11 protein-coding genes are annotated in these 16,195 nt (G+C 34.9%); 2 read left to right on the top strand and 9 right to left on the bottom strand.

The features are described from left to right. Window positions 1-455 precede the first annotated feature (455 nt). Complete coding sequence (locus tag KHA93_RS22575) at window positions 456-608, top strand: hypothetical protein (protein ID WP_213113175.1); 153 nt, start codon at window positions 456-458, stop codon at window positions 606-608. A 369-nt stretch (window positions 609-977) separates the two neighbouring features. Here the strand turns inward: KHA93_RS22575 and KHA93_RS22570 are convergent, their stop codons facing one another. From KHA93_RS22570 to KHA93_RS22535, 8 genes are all read right to left on the bottom strand, one after another. Beyond that, window positions 978-2,408, bottom strand: coding sequence for a polysaccharide deacetylase family protein (locus KHA93_RS22570; protein ID WP_213113174.1), 1,431 nt, complete (start codon window positions 2,406-2,408; stop codon window positions 978-980). Between the two features lie 171 nt (window positions 2,409-2,579). Next, window positions 2,580-3,596 (bottom strand): SDR family oxidoreductase, encoded by a 1,017-nt coding sequence (locus KHA93_RS22565; RefSeq protein WP_213113173.1) that lies wholly within the window; start codon window positions 3,594-3,596, stop codon window positions 2,580-2,582. Between the two features lie 411 nt (window positions 3,597-4,007). Further along, window positions 4,008-7,133: a beta-galactosidase, LacZ type gene (gene lacZ / locus KHA93_RS22560; RefSeq protein ID WP_213113172.1), complete on the bottom strand. Its 3,126-nt coding sequence runs from the start codon at window positions 7,131-7,133 to the stop codon at window positions 4,008-4,010. A 24-nt stretch (window positions 7,134-7,157) separates the two neighbouring features. Further along, window positions 7,158-7,982, bottom strand: a complete 825-nt coding sequence (locus KHA93_RS22555) for a carbohydrate ABC transporter permease (protein ID WP_213113171.1) — start codon at window positions 7,980-7,982, stop codon at window positions 7,158-7,160. After that, the gene (locus KHA93_RS22550) at window positions 7,979-8,851 is read right to left on the bottom strand and encodes a carbohydrate ABC transporter permease (protein ID WP_213113170.1); all 873 of its coding nucleotides are present in this window, start codon (window positions 8,849-8,851) and stop codon (window positions 7,979-7,981) included. The genes KHA93_RS22555 and KHA93_RS22550 overlap by 4 nt, the downstream gene beginning before the upstream one ends. A 129-nt stretch (window positions 8,852-8,980) precedes the next feature. Continuing rightward, window positions 8,981-10,264 carry an ABC transporter substrate-binding protein gene (locus KHA93_RS22545; protein ID WP_213113169.1) on the bottom strand — a complete coding sequence of 428 codons (1,284 nt, stop codon included), beginning with the start codon at window positions 10,262-10,264 and terminating at the stop codon, window positions 8,981-8,983. Between the two features lie 145 nt (window positions 10,265-10,409). Beyond that, on the bottom strand, window positions 10,410-12,191 hold the full coding sequence (locus KHA93_RS22540) for a sensor histidine kinase (protein ID WP_213113168.1): 1,782 nt from the start codon (window positions 12,189-12,191) through the stop codon (window positions 10,410-10,412). A 23-nt stretch (window positions 12,192-12,214) separates the two neighbouring features. Beyond that, window positions 12,215-13,732, bottom strand: a complete 1,518-nt coding sequence (locus KHA93_RS22535; protein ID WP_213113167.1) for a response regulator transcription factor — start codon at window positions 13,730-13,732, stop codon at window positions 12,215-12,217. 514 nt (window positions 13,733-14,246) lie between these two features. Between KHA93_RS22535 and KHA93_RS22530 the strand changes: the two genes are divergently transcribed. Next, window positions 14,247-15,122 carry a metal-dependent hydrolase gene (locus KHA93_RS22530; protein ID WP_213113166.1) on the top strand — a complete coding sequence of 292 codons (876 nt, stop codon included), beginning with the start codon at window positions 14,247-14,249 and terminating at the stop codon, window positions 15,120-15,122. Window positions 15,123-15,178: 56 nt separating this feature from the next. Here KHA93_RS22530 and KHA93_RS22525 read toward each other — a convergent pair whose 3' ends face one another. Next, window positions 15,179-16,174, bottom strand: a complete 996-nt coding sequence (locus tag KHA93_RS22525) for a LacI family DNA-binding transcriptional regulator (protein WP_213113165.1) — start codon at window positions 16,172-16,174, stop codon at window positions 15,179-15,181. Window positions 16,175-16,195 lie beyond the last annotated feature (21 nt).

Genomic DNA, 16,195 nt, shown 5'->3' with positions numbered 1-16,195 from the left:
TAATAATTTCCCTCCTTTTTTCTTCGTTGGAATCCACGAATAAGAATGAAATAAATATGTACTTTACCCATTACTCCATATTCCAATTTGTAATTCTAAACAACATTTCTAAACAATTTCTGAAAGAGAATAAATACTACGTTAACAATAGAAAGAATGAAAAGAATCTAGGTTTTTACATTAAAAGATACCTAGATCCTTTTCCCTATAATAATGAAAGCGGTTAATATTTTTAGTGAGAATTTAAAAATAATTAACTTTCTAATAAATTCAGATAGATGCAACTTTCTAAAAAGAATATTTCCAACTAGTACTTTTTACCTATCTTTTAAAATCCTTGCTATTACTATACAAATATTAATAAACTACTTTATTTAATCTTGATTCTCACACTTTCAGAAAATGTCTAGACGTTTCTGCTATAAATAATAAAAATGTTACTTACGGAGGAAATCATGAAAAGGTACCAATTAAACATTCGGATTTCAAAAGATTTAAAGGAAAAATTTGTATCCCTTTGTAAAAAAGAAGATCAGAACCCATCAGTACTGATGCGTAGCTGGATTGAAGATTTTATTAGGGAGAATGAGAAATGCAATTCTAGGTAATGAACTGAATCAATAGTTATGTAAGGTTCAAGAATAAATATCGATGAAATTGAGACAAAAGTAGGATTCGTCAGTAAACCATATCAATAAAGGGACCTTCCTTTAAGTTGTCTAAACAAAATAATTAGCACAATGTTGATTGTAGTGGAAGGCGCGAGACTCCTGCGGGAAAAAGGGTCAGGGTGAGACCCCACAGGCGCGTCCAGCGCCGAGGAGGCTCACCGAACCACCCGCGGAAAGCGAGCGCCTGTAGCGGAAATCAACAGTCAAGGCCAAAAAGGGCATAAAAAAAAAGAAAGGTCTTTCAAAAAGTTAAATAGTACAACTTTTTGAAAGACCCTTTTATTCCAAAATATAGTCTTTATGAGATTATTTAATACTTCCAAAATGCGGACCAACACCATTTTCTTCTTTCCATTCAAGCAATTGCGATACGGTCACAAATTGATATCCTTCCGATTCTAATGCTGTTAAAAGTTGTGGAAGTGCATCAGCCGTTTCTTGATGGATGTCATGCATTAAAACGATTGCTCCATTCGTAATCTCTTTTTGCACTACATCATTGACTGCCTTTGCATTACGACTTTTCCAATCTAATGAATCTACTGACCAGAGAATGATAGAATCGTCGTGGTCTTTTGCATATTTAATGACTGAATCATTATAAGAACCATATGGTGGACGAATTAGTTTTGGTGTAATGCCTGTTGCTTCTTTAATTTTGTTGGTCGTGTAATCTAACTCTTCTTTAATCTGCTGTATGCCCATATTCCTTAAATTAGGATGACTTTTCGAATGATTACCGATTTCATGCCCTTCCTCTGCAATTTCAAGTGCAAGATCGGGATAATAGTCTACTTGAGTTCCTAACATAAAAAAGGTTGCTTTTGCGTTATGTTCTTTTAATACCTGTAGAACTTGAGGGGTTACCTTTTTACTTGGGCCATCATCAAATGTAAGAGCTACATATTTGCCATCTTTATTTAACTTCTTGTGTTCTTCTTGAGTGACCATTCCTTTTAGCGGTTCTTCCTTCTTAGGTATTTTCAAAAAAGCTTGGAAGTTTTCTTGGAGATAGTCTTGTATTTTTTCAATCGGTAACTTTATTTCTATCGCACCAGCCGCTCCTGCAGCAATTTCGTATTCATCAAAAAATAAAGTAAAGGTTTTTTGATTAATGGACCATTCCCATTTTTCTGGTTGAGCTAAAATCTTCAATTTTTCCGGAAAAATATAAGGTTCTATTTCCTTATTTTTTTGTAACACTTCCAATATGTTTTTCTGGAAGTCTTTCATATTTTCTTTATTTATATTAAGCACATCATGAATATTTAAAAAACGGTCATGTTTTAAATCTATATTGAAGACCTTTATGGTATTTATTCCGTTTGCCCCACCGGAATATTCATATGTGTGGAAAACTAAACTATATATATTTTTAGTAATACGATGTGTTTCTACTTGTATATTGAGATCAGCTTGTGGATTTTTTCTAAATAATTTCTTATTGTCTTCAACCTCTTTTATAAAAGTATCTTTTTTCTTGTCAATCCACTCGTCTATTTTACTATTAATATTTTCACTGTTCGTACTCGGTTTACTTATAGAAAAAGTGTAACTCTTCGTTTGTTTCGTAATCGTTGTAAGATTAATATTTGGATACTTACTAGAACTGGTCTCTTCATGAGTGACTTCTTTGCTAGCCATTAACGGATATGTGGCGTATACCAACTTATTAATCCCGAAAATGACAATAATAGCTGCAATCCATGCTGTAACTTTAAAAATCTTTTTCCACATTTATTCCAAACCCCTTTTGCTTTATCCCGAAGTAATCTATATATTACGTTACTATAAGATTACTATTATTACAATTAGATTACTAATATTTCATTTTATTTTCACAAAATATCTTATACAAAATAAATAAGCTATCGGGCATCCCTACCTAATAGCTTATTTAGAAGGTGTTTATTCAGATATTTTTAATAAGGCCTCATCCAGCGATTCAATTACTTTATCACACCATTTATCGAATTCCGGATCTTCTCTTTGAAGTTCAGGATGTTCTAAAATATATTGAACTGTTTGCTTTATGCCTTGATCGACTCTAGTTGTTGCAACGAAATCTGGAACAAGCCTTTTCAGCTTAGAATTGTCAAACACTACTGTATTTGCTTTATCACCGATAAGTCCGCCCTCATAGTCATATTTGCTGCAAGCTGCTAAAAATTCAGATGGAACATGAACAGCATTAAGCGTGACTCCTAATGCATCAGCAATAATCTCATATATTTGATTCCAAGTGACCGATTCGTCCGATGTGATATGTACGGACTCTCCAATAGCATGGATATTACCCATCAAACCGATAAATCCTTTTGCAAAATCACGATTATGTGTCAAAGTCCATAAAGAAGTACCATCACCATGAATAATGACACACTTATTTTCCAGCATCCGCTTTGCTACTTGCCAGCTACCGTTGTTGCCATGTACACCAAGCGGAATCGAACGTTCACTATATGTGTGACTTGGCCTAACGATTGTGACCGGAAAACCATTTTCTCGATATTGCTTCATCAAATATTCTTCACAGGCAATTTTGTTTCTAGAATACTCCCAATATGGATTTGATAAGGGTGTCCCCTCCGTGATTCGATAATCAGATAGCGGCTTTTGATAGGCAGATGCAGAGCTAATAAAAATAAATTGTTTCGTTTTCCCATTAAATAATCGAAAATCTCTTTCTACATGTGCTGGTACAAAGGCAATAAAATCGGCAACTACATCGAATTCATGATCCTCGATTAGCTTCGCAACCTTTTCTTCATCATGTATATCAGCCGTAATGACTTTTACACCAGCTGGCAAGCTATCATTTCTTGTCCCCCGATTCAAAAGATAAAGTTCACAACCGCTTTCTGCTAACTGCTTTGTAATAGCCGAACTGATCGTACCTGTACCACCAATAAAAAGCGCTTTCATTTTATCCCTCCCGTTTTTTGCAAGATTCATAATCTATTATTATCATACGATGTTTTCTTCTAGTTTACTACCGTTGGAGTTTGGGAAATCCTCAGAAAAAACGTTTCAAAAACTAGCTGCCATCATTTTTTGTCGTGCGTATTGCATCTTGATTATATCCTATCAGACTTTTATATTTTTCAAAGTTCCTGTGTAATTGAGAAGCAATCACATCACAAATCCGATTTTTGTCACAATTCCTATGCGATTGAGAACCAATCACTTCACAAATCGGATATTTGTCACTATTCCTGTGCGATCGAGATTGAGCAATTCCCAGGTCCTGTTTTAAAATTAACCGCACTTACAATTAGAAAAAAGATAGATGAGCAAATATTGTATCTGCTCATCTATCCTTTTTCTTACTTTATTTTATTTTTTAATCGGTATCAATGAAATTGTATAACTATATGGTTGATCGGCATATAAGGTGAATTCTGGATGTGTTTTTTGTAACCAACTATCGTCTCCACCAACACCCATTTGTTTATGATTAACTCGAATAACGGATTGGTTGCTATTCGGCAATTTATAAGGATGGCTCGCTTCTTCTAATTCGAAAGGTGTATATGGAAGAACATTTAGTTCTACTGTTGGTAATCCAGCAATTTTAAACCCGATACCATTTTCGTTTGTTATGGTAGCCCATCTTACTTCTGTCTTATTTCCACATTCTTGTGGTTTTAAATAAGGGACATACTGATCTTTTACTTTCCCTTCATACAGACCGATTTTTGCACCTTTTTCTTTATCAATGTAATTTTCGTGAGGACCTTTTCCATACCATTCTAGGTTGTCAAAGCTTTGATCCATCGTAAAGAGCAATCCAACTTCAGGTATTTCCGGCAAATCAGATCCAGGCGTCAATGTGGATTCCACCGCAATTTCTCCATTGTTTTTCACGATATAACGAATTTCTGTGCTAGATTCAGTTGTAGTAGGCAAGCTGTATTTCACAAGAACTGCTATTTCCTCATCAGATTTTTCAACATGGAAGTTTTCAAGTTTACGCTTGATTCCAGCTTCGCGCCATGTTGCACTTCTTACATCAAGCTTATTTCCTTTATCATTATCCGTCATTGCGCGCCAATAGTTAGGAACAAGAGGAGTATTGATTAATTCTTCTCCGGCAAATTGGTAGGATACAAGATCACCAGTCAGTTTATTAAAACGAATCGAGAAGCCCTCTCCCAAAATCGTTAGTTCATCAGCTTCATCAACAAGATCCAGTTTTCCATTAACACTTGGTCGCTCCACGATACCTTTACGTAAAACAAATTGTTCAAAAGCAATTTCATGGCCTGCTTCTGCCCAAAGAGTAGAGTCTTTCAGACGTAGGTTAACTGTTAGGATGATTTCTCCATCCTGGTCAATCTCCTCAAGCGCATAACCTAATTGGACTTCTCCTGAAGATAACGGCTCAATATCCAAATCTGCCTTGCCTGTTTTGACAAGTTCTCCATTGCTTGTAAGTTCAAAAGAAAGTTCAAATTCATTTACGTTCGTAAATAGATTTTTATTTTGAACAGCCACAACCCCATTAGCAAGGTCAACAGCAGTAAATTCAATGTTTTGATAGCATTTTTTCACTTCATAAAGCTTTGGAGTGACCGTGCCATCCGCAAAAATCAATCCATTACCAGAGAAGTTCCCATCATGTGGTGATTCTCCGAAATCTCCACCGTAAGCTAAGAATTCAACGCCATCTTCTGTTTTGGTACGAATTGCCTGATCACGCCAATCCCAAATAAAACCACCTTGAATGATTGGATACTTGTCAAACAGCTCTGTGTACTTAAATAAATTTCCAACTGAATTTCCCATTGCATGAGCGTATTCACAGAGAATATACGGCTTCATTTGTTGCTCAGACTTTTGTGCTTCGATTGCATATTCCTCAACTTTTGAAGGAGTAATATACATTGTACTTTCAATATCTGATGCTGCTTCTGATGGTCTGTAGTGGAATACACCTTCATAATGAACGAGTCTCGATGGATCTATTTCTTTAAAGAATTGATGCATTTTAAGGAAATTATCTCCACCGAATGATTCGTTTCCTAAAGACCAAATGACAATCGATGGGTGATTCTTATCACGTTGGAACATTGAGTTACAACGATCCAATACATTCTCTGTCCATTCTGGCCTACTACCTGGAACCGTATCTTCAAGTTCCTTCTGTCCGTAAACCCATGAACCATGTGTTTCTAAGTTGTTTTCGTCAATGACATACAAGCCATATTGATCACACAACTCATACAGATATGGATTGTTTGGATAATGTGAAGTACGAACAGCATTAATATTATACTTTTTCATGAGCGTAATATCGTGGACCATATCCTCAAAATCAATCGCGCGTCCCTTGTCAGCATTGAATTCATGTCTGTTTACACCCTTAAAGACGATGCGCTCACCATTGATTTTCATTAAACCATCTTTCAGTTCAAACTTCCGGAATCCAACTTTACAGCTTTCTGTTTCAATAAGCTGACCGTTTTCGTCTTTCAAACTTAGAACCAATGTATAAAGATTTGGATGCTCCGCACTCCATTTCAATGGATTTTCAACGAATGCCGATGCACTGATTTCGCATTTTACTTCCCCAGATATATTGACATCGACTGAAATCGGCATCTCTAAAACCTTGTTCCCATTATCATCATAAAGCATCGCTTCAAACTTGACGTTACCACATGTTTCTTTTACATAATTTGTGATGCTTGCATTCACTTTCAACTCAGCATCGCGATACTCATTATCTAGCTCTGTGTTGACAAAAAAGTCTTGAATGTGGATGCGCGGGGTTGAGTATAAATAAACATCTCTAAAGATCCCACTTAATCTCCAAAAATCTTGGTCTTCAAGCCAGCTCGCATCACACCAACGATACACTTCAACCGCTAGTTTATTTTCACCATCAATTAAATACGGAGTAATATCAAACTCAGCTGGGGTAAACGTATCTTCGCTATAACCAACTAGTTCTCCATTTACCCAAATGTAAAAGGCTGATTCGACTCCTTGGAAGCTAATATATACCGGTTGATTTTCCCATAATTCAGGAACTGTGAAAGTTTGAATATATTGTCCAACCGGATTGTATTTTGTAGGCGCAAATGGAGCTTTAAGATCTTCCGTGTTGATCCAAGGATAATTTACATTCGTATATTGCGGATAATCATAACCTTGAAATTGCCAATGAAAAGGTACTTGAATATGATCCCAATTGCTAGAATCAAAATCAGCTTGATAGAATTCACGATTTCTTTTATCAGGTGTTTCAGAGAATGAAAACTTCCACTCACCATTTAAAAGTTTATAGTATTTAGAATCCTGACGATTTCCTTTCAACGCTTCTTCAACTGTATGATATGGCATTAATGTCGCATGGGCTTCAAGCCTGTTTAATTGAAAAATCTCAGGATTATTGTTCCACTCAGGATAACCGTTTTTCGGCGGTGTGTACTCAAATTTCTTCAATTGTTTTAACATTACAGATCCCCACTTTCAACCAATTTATTTTACTGATCCCATCATTCCAGCAACAAAATGTCGTTGCATTAAGAAGAAGACTAATGCCGTAGGTAAAGTTGCAATCACGATTGCCATCATAATGACACCATAGTCAGGTGAATAACTTGAACCTAAGTTAGAAATAAGCAATGGAATGGTTTGTTTTTCCGGCGACTGAATAACAACGAGTGGCCATAAGTAGTTATTCCAACTAGCCATAAATGTAATAATCGCTGCTGCTGCATATGACGTTTTCATCGATGGCATAAAAATTCTGAAGAAAATTCCTAATTCTGATAATCCATCGATACGCCCTGCTTCAACAAGTTCTTTTGCAAACATTTTAGTATTTTGCCTAAAGAAAAAGATCAAAAATGCTGTCGTAATAGTTGGTAAAAAGACTGCTGCCAAAGTATCAATTCCAATAAACGGCATAACTTGAGAAATGGAGCCGAACATACGATAAAGTGGAACCATTAAGGCTGCAAAAGGAATCATCATCGATAATAGCAAAATATTAAATATCATATCTTTCTTTTTACTCCGATAGATTTCAAATCCATAACCGGCTAACGAAGCAATAATAAGCGCTAGAATAGTCGTTGCAACCGCAACAATCGCTGAATTCACCAATGCTGTCCCCATATTGACATTCTCAAATAGATTTTTCACGTTTTCAAGAAAGTGACTTCCCGGAAGTAACCGGCCTTTTGTAACTTCTTTCGATGCATTCGTAGAACTAATAATCATCCAAAAGAATGGAAAAATAGATATGAATGCAGCTATCGATAAGAAGGCATATGTGAATACCTTTTTAAATATAGTCAATTTCGATCACCTGCCACTTTAAACTGTATAGATGTAAAGATAACGATCAAAATAACAATTACAAATGATACTGCAGCCGCATACCCAAAGTCAGGCGAATATTTAAAAGATAAGTTATAAATATATTGAGAGATGGAAACGGTCGAATTCCCTGGTCCACCTTTCGTAATATTCATGATTTCATCAAATATTTGAAGTGTTCCAATGGTTGAAGTGATAGAGGTGAATAAAATGATTGGTTTTAAAACTGGAATGGTAATCTTTGTGAACACTTGAAATGCATTGGCCCCGTCTATTTTTGCAGCTTCATAGATAGATTGATCCACATTTTGAAGACCTGATAAGTAGAAAATCATATTATATCCAGTCCAACGCCATGTGATGGCAATAATAATCGTAATTTTTGCAAGTAGCGGATCTGTTAGCCATGGAATTGGTTTTGAGATAAGGGAAATATTCATTAAAACTTGATTAATGATCCCATCCATACCAAATAAATATTTAAAAATAATGGAATAAGCTACGAGAGAGGTTACAGCAGGTAAAAAGATTGCTGTTCTAAAAAAGCCTTTGAACTTCAATTTAGGATCATTCAATAAAACAGATAATACTAAAGCTAAAATGATCATAATTGGTACTTGGATAATTAAATAGATAAAAGTGTTTTTTAGTGCCGTAATAAATGTCGGATCTTTAAACAATCTAGTATAGTTATCAAGTCCAACAAACTCCAAGTTATTCCCCATTCCGGATTTAAATGAAAGGATCAGAGCCTGGACCATTGGCACAAAATAAAATATAACGATTAAAATAGTCGCAAAAAGCACAAACGACCAGCCTATGGCATTATTTCTCAGTTTGTTACTCATTTAATCATCTCCTTACGTAAAGCATTGCAGAGCCCATTCAAGGTAAAGCCTTGGAGCAACTCTACAGGGCGCGTGTTTAAATCAAATCGCCCATATTGTAGAAGCTTGTCCAAGGCTAAATCCAGTAAATTATTTTAATTGTGAGTCTGCTTGTTTTTGTGCGTTATTTAAAACTTCCTTAATATCTTGGCCGTTTAAATAATTTTGCATTTCAGCTACTAAAATATCTTCAACTGCATACGTATGCATACCGTAGTTTACAGCAGGAATTTCTTCCATCCATTTTGAAAAATCAGTAACAGTCGCTTGGCCACCGAAGTATGGATCTTCTGCTTTATACGCATCGCCTTCAGATGCAGGCATATAAGTACCGATTGCTCCTACTTTCGTTACTAGATTTTGATAGAAATCTTTATTGGAACCAAATGTATTCGCTAGGAACTCAGCTGCTTTTTCTTTGCCATCAACATTTAACACATAGAACGAACTTCCACCTAAGTTAGAAGCATTTTTTGCATTCGGTAAGTCTAATCTTGGAATTGGAACGACAGCCCAATTTCCGGATTGTGATTCCTCAGCTTTAATACTTGGTGTAATCCAGTTACCTTGTGCAACCGCAGCAACGTCACCATTGTTAAAGCCTGCAAGTAATTGGCTCCAGTCAGAATGAATACCCGCAACTTCTTCTTTTAGCATTGTTTTATATACACGAAATGCTTCTGTCAAAGCTTCATTGCCACTAATATTAGGAGTCACTCCATCTTCTTTTAAGTACCATTTTCCTGCCGTTTGAATCATCATACGAATGGTTCCTAAGTCATTAGGATCCACCGTGATCATAGGCTTTCCGGTTTTTTCTTTCACTTTTTTACCCATTTCGATGAATTGGTCCCAAGTAATATTTGTAAAATCATCAACTGTATATCCAGCTTCTTTAATCATGTCAGTTCTAATGAATAAACCAGCTACACCTGTATCGAAAGGTAAACCATATAGTTTTCCGTCTAAACTTGCAGACTCAATTTTATAAGGTGCAAAATCATCTTTATTAACATACTCGGATAAATCAACAAATGCATCTGGATATGCTTTTAAGAAGCTTTGAGCACGATAATCTTCAATCAGAACAATATTTGGCATTCCCTTCATTGTTCCAGAGCTTAATCCTGTGTTTAACTTTGAAACAATATCTGGTTGTCCATTTTCAATAATTTTAAGATTTATTTCATCTTTACCATTGTAAGATTCATCAGCTAACTTCAATGCAGCTATATTGAAATTAGGATCCCATGCCCAAGCAGTAATTGTATTAGAATCACCACTCTTACCGGAATTCCCACCTTCTTTTGAACCTGAACTACATGCGGCAAGCATCATTATACTTGCAACGACTAATAACAATAGCTTTTTCACTCGAAATACCTCCTCTGATTGGAAACGTTTGCTTCCTATAAAAATGATAACAAAATAAAAAAAAAGACCGTTAGGACGATCTTTAGATAAAACTTTAAATATATTTTGATATTGGTTTGAAAACGATTTCCTACTAATACTTTTTTTATAAATTTGTATTATCTTTAGATGTTACAATCGGTAATCGAATCGTGATTCTTGTTCCTTCACCTAATTGACTTGATACATCTACACCGTATTGTTCTCCATATAATAACTGGATCCGCTCTTGAACATTACGGATACCAATTCCGCTAAAGAGATGTCGTCTACTTTTACGACTTAAAGGCTTATCTTCCATTCCATCTCCATTATCATTTATTTCGCAAATCAGCTCGTCACCTTTTTGCATAATAAGAAGTTGAATAACCCCTTCTTTCTTTCGATTAAACCCATGAAAAAATGCATTTTCAATAAACGGCTGTAAAACTAATTTCGGCAACTCGAATTGTAAACATTCAGGAGCGACGAAATAATGTACTTTAATCGAATCCCCATAACGAATTTGGTTAATATACACGTAACTTTTTACATTATTTAATTCTTGCTCCACCGTATTTGTTTCACTTATGTTACCAATTGTGTTTTGTAATAAGGATATTAACGCGTTAATCGTTTTGGCTGACTTTTCTTTATCACCGTTTTGCACCATAAATTTAACAGACGCTAACGTATTATATAAGAAGTGTGGATTGATTTGCTGTTGAAGAGCTTCTAGCTCCGCATTCCGCTGCTTTTTTTGTGTATCCATTAACTTTCTGACATATTCATGAAGTTCATCCAGCATTTCGTTAAATGCTTTGGCAAGCTGTTTTGTCTCATAACTACCTGATTCAGCGACATATGAATCGAAATTCTTTTGACTCATATTGGAAATTTGTTTCACTAACGATGATAATGATTTCGTTAACCCTCTCGAAATTAAGAATACAATGCATAAAGCTAATAAGACGATAATGGCACTAATCATGACAATCATTTTCGTATCAAGTAAGCTACTTTGTATACTTGCGCGATCGATTAAGTTAATGAGATACATATCTAAAGTAGGTAAATACTTGGAAAATAATAAACGGCTATCCCCTAAAACTTCGATTTGTTTGTAATTGGAGTTATGCCCTTCCATTCCTTTAACATCTCGAAGTAACTCAGTCATTTTTTGACCCGTTATGGACTCTTCACTACTTGATACAACCATCCCAGTTTGATTTAGAAGCAATACATTAATTCCATTACCAGTATATCTCGCATATAACTGATTAAAATCAAGTTCTTTAATCGCAATATATATATAACCATAAATATGATTGGTTGATTTTTCGATTAACGCTTTCGATACGACAATCGTTTCTTCTTGGTTTAGTCCATGATCCATTTTTTTCGGATCATATTGATATAAGATTCGATTTGGTTCTTTATAAGAATTTAACGTAATACGACTTTTTCTCAATTCTTGCTCAGAAACTGGCCAATTAACATAATTAGTTGAATATAGGCGTCCATTCTCACCCAATAAAACGATATTGATTCCATCCTGATTAATCATTGCTGCATATCGATCCATTTGTTGTTTGATTCTATGGGTTGCCTTTGCTAATGCCAGTGGATCTGATTGTTCATCTGTTAAATAATTTTTCACATATCCACTTTGCTGGACTTGGTTCGCAACTGATACAAGTGAATAACTAAAAGATTCAAAATCTGTCGTCACTTGATCCATGACTTTCGCATTTCCGATACTAAATGTATCGATAAATAGCCTTTCTGACATTCGAATCATCGTAAACGTAATTAAGACAGACACGGCCACTATACTTACAACCATTACAATAAACATCTTAAAAAATAAACCGTTATTTTTAACACTGTTTAAAAAGTTCCTTATCATTTTACTCATGCCCTATTAGGAAATTATCTCCTATACTTACTAGGAGACATTCCTGTCATTTTTTTAAAGACTTTACAAAAATAACTATGATCTGAATAACCAACAAGACCACTAATTTCCGAAATGGAGATTCTCTGATTTTGTAAATATTCCTTTGCCTTCTCTATTCTAATATGAGTTAAATACTCATTAAAGCCAATGCTATGATGAGTACTAAAATAAGATGATAAATACGATGGATTAAAATGAAAATGTTCCGCCAAACTAGATAAGCTAATTGGCTCATCATAATGCTGGTCAATATAATCCAGTAATTTTTGCATATTAGATTGGCTTGGATCTTGAAGTTCTGCATCAATGATCTCTTTTACTTCATTTAAGTAAGAGTGAAAATAATTAGTAGTCTCCACAACGTCTTTTGCCTCATTGATCATGGAAAAATGATGATATTTCTCTTGTTGTAATTTTTCACTTTTAAAATTAAGATTTTCCAACAAAATAGTAGTATTAAAAATAATATTCCCTAAAAAGGATTTAAACTCATTTTCATCCTTTGTATATTGATGGGATAAATACTCGACATATTCATTTAAGTATTCAAAGGCATCTACAAAATCTCTTCTCTTGAATACATCTATGAAATGATTTAAATCAAACATCTTTGTTTCATTTAATGCTTTAGGTAATTGATCATGACTTAGTAAGGTTTGATTAGGAAAGTAAAAACGATATTGTCGAAGTTTCAGCAAATCTTCTTGATAATATTTTTTTATATCCCGCAGTGTAGAAAACGGCTCGCTTAACGTCCACGTAATGTTTAATAAGCCATCCTCTAATAGGTTTTCATCTTTCAATATTTTTTGAATAGATGGTAGATCATTCATTTCTAAATTAAGCAAATACGTAAAGCTCGTTTCATCTTTAAAAATAGGATAATGCGTAACATCTGTGAGCCTGTTTAATACATTTTCAATTTGTACATTTTCTAAATCATGTTCATTTGCATCAATACCAAGCAAGCAATAATACTTTTTTGGAAATGTCTCTTTTACTAAATGATGATCGTAATCTAACAAGTAGCCTCCCATTAAATGATGGATAATATCTTCAATTGAAGTTATTGGGCTCTCAGTTCGATTAAGGGTAAAATTTGGTATCTTTTTAACAGCCTTTTGCAATGTTTTTAACAGCTCTGGCCCTTCTAATTGGGGTTTTAGTATATAATCTACCACTCCGCTTTGAAAGGTGGAGCGAACATAATCAAAATCACTAAAACTGCTTAAGATGATGACTTCAATATCTGGATAATGTTCTTTAATCTCCTTCGTCAATTTTTCACCATCCATAATCGGCATGACCATATCTGTAATAACAATATGCGGCCGCTCCCGTTCAATTAATTGAAGTGCTTCACTCCCATTCGATGCCTCTCCAACAATGGTAAATCCTTCTTGCTCCCAATTAATATAATGCTTGATTCCTTGTCTAATCAGCACTTCATCGTCGACAATCAGCACTTTACATTGCTCTTCATTAGCCATCAGTCATCACCTCGCACTTCTCCATTTTTTATAGAGGGTTTAGAATCCATTTTCATAGTGTTTTTTCATTAATACTCTAGCTTTCCCTATTACTAAAAACAGGTACATATGACTAGATTGAAATGCAGTTTTTTCTAACTATATTATTATAATTTAATGATTTCTTAATTCAAGGTTCAATGCCTATCATATCATTGGTAACTTTTTAATATATAGGTAGTGGATTACTAGGAGAATTAGAAATAGTAAGAAAAGATGTAGAAAAAAGTCATGGAGCAGTTGAGGCAGCAATCATATATAATTGTATACTATTAAATCCATTCTTAGCATCTAATTGTTGTCATGTAGCCCACAGTCCGAATACACTTCGCTTTCCGCGGGCGAGTGGCAAGCCTCCTCGGGCTATGCCCTTGCGGGGTCTTGCCTATCTCTTACAGAATCTTAGAACTTAGTCAATCATATTCAGAAATGAGTTATAATTATGGGTAGGAATTATTGCATTGGGGGTAGTGCATTGGATACGATTACTCATACTTTGTTTGGATTAGCGCTATACGGGACAGTCGACAAGAAAAATATGGATAAAAACTCCAAAAGAGCGTATCTTCTAACAGCGGTTGGGGCGAGTCAGATTCCAGATATTGATGTAATCTCACAATGGTGGGACACAAATGGGCTTTATCAAATGTGGCATCGTGGAATCACCCATTCACTTTTTTTGACTCCCGTTTGGGCATTGTTATTTTTTCTTATCTGTTTGTTGTTATTTAAAAATAAAGATATAAAGCTGTTTTTACTAGGATGGCTAGCTGTATTTATCCATGTTACGAGCGATCTTTTCAATGCTTGGGGTACGGGTTACTTGGAACCTTTTTCAAATATACGTTTAAGTTTTGGAACGATTCCAATTGTTGATTTTGTTATTTGGATCATTCTAGGAGTCGCCTTCCTATTTTCCAAAAGAAATAAACTAAAATCCCCATATTATTTTAAAATGGCATGGGCTTTCATAGCTCTTCACATCGTGGTGCAAAGCACTCAAGGATTTTTAATATATAAACAGTTTGATAAAAATTATGACCAGGTTGCCTTGTCTGCTAATTTTATTCCATGGTCATATACAGTCATCACCAAAAAAGAGGACACTATTTCAATCTTTCAAGACAACCTTTTCCAAGAAAAGAAAGAAATATATGTATTACATTCTAATGAAGATGCAGATTTAAATACGCTTTTTACGGAGTTGCCACAAGCTAAAACACTTTATGACTGGTCGCCATTTGTTGTAGTCGTAGATGACAATGATAGAATTGGCGTTTACGATCCACGATTTTATCGGAATGGTCAATCGTTTCTATTTGAATATATCGAGAAGAACAATACGAAATAGAATATAGAAAACCCTCATGAATAGAAAAGTATGATTTCTTTCATGAGGGTTTTAATTTAATTACCAATCCATTTTGCAGTGCTTTCTCTTTCAATTAGCTTTGTATTAATGGCAATCATTTTAGAAACTTCTCTTTTCGTAGTAATTCGATCCATTAATAAGTCAAGCGCAGTTTCTCCCATAATTTCGGTGTATAATTTAATGGTCGTTAATGGAGGAACCATGAATTGTGCCGATGAAATATCATTAAAACCGACAATGCTTAACTCATCCGGTATTTTTACTCCAAGTTCATACGCCGCTTTATAGCAACCTACCGCAATCGTATCATTTGCGACAAAAACGGCAGTTGGTTTTGTGCCTCCTGTTAGTAATTCCTTTAAAAGCACATAGCCATCTTCTGGACTGTACCCACCGATTTTTACTAATTTCTCATTGAAAATGTTTCTCTCTGTTAGAAATTTCTCAAATACGTCCTGCCGCAGATCTTTGAACCGATTACCATACATATCCGTTTCAATACCACCGATAAACGCTATTCTCCGATGCCCTAAATGATACAGGAGATTTAACGCCTTCTTGGTCGCAGATTTAAAATCAATAATGACTGAATCAAAATCCTCATCCGGATTTGAGTCGACGATAACACAGGGTTTTTGAAAGCTTTTAATAAATTCAATGTCCTGCTTTTTAAACACTCCGAGACATATAATTCCATCGACCTTTTTGCTCTTTTCGATTGGGTCGCCTGATCGGATTCTATGAATGTCAAAGCCTTCACTTTTTATTTTTTTTTCTAATGCGACTCTAATAGAAAGATAATATGTGTCCGCTAATTCTTCTTCCAAGGAATAGGATTGATAAAATCCGATCATTCTAGTATTTTTTCTGCTCTTTTTTGTTACCACTTTATAGTTCAATTCTTCCGCTGCTTCAAAAACCCTTCTTCTCGTTTCAGGTGCCACATTTAACGTTTCATCATAGTTTAACACTCTTGAAACGGTCGTTATTGAAACTTGGGCACGTTCCGCGATATCTTTTATCGTTGCCATTCGTTACCCCCATCTCATTTT

This window comes from Lederbergia citrisecunda (assembly GCF_018343695.1).
Taxonomy (GTDB): domain Bacteria; phylum Bacillota; class Bacilli; order Bacillales; family Bacillaceae_C; genus Lederbergia; species Lederbergia citrisecunda.
The sequence above is the reverse complement of the archived record's forward strand: the minus strand, read 5'-3'. Positions and strand labels throughout refer to the sequence as shown.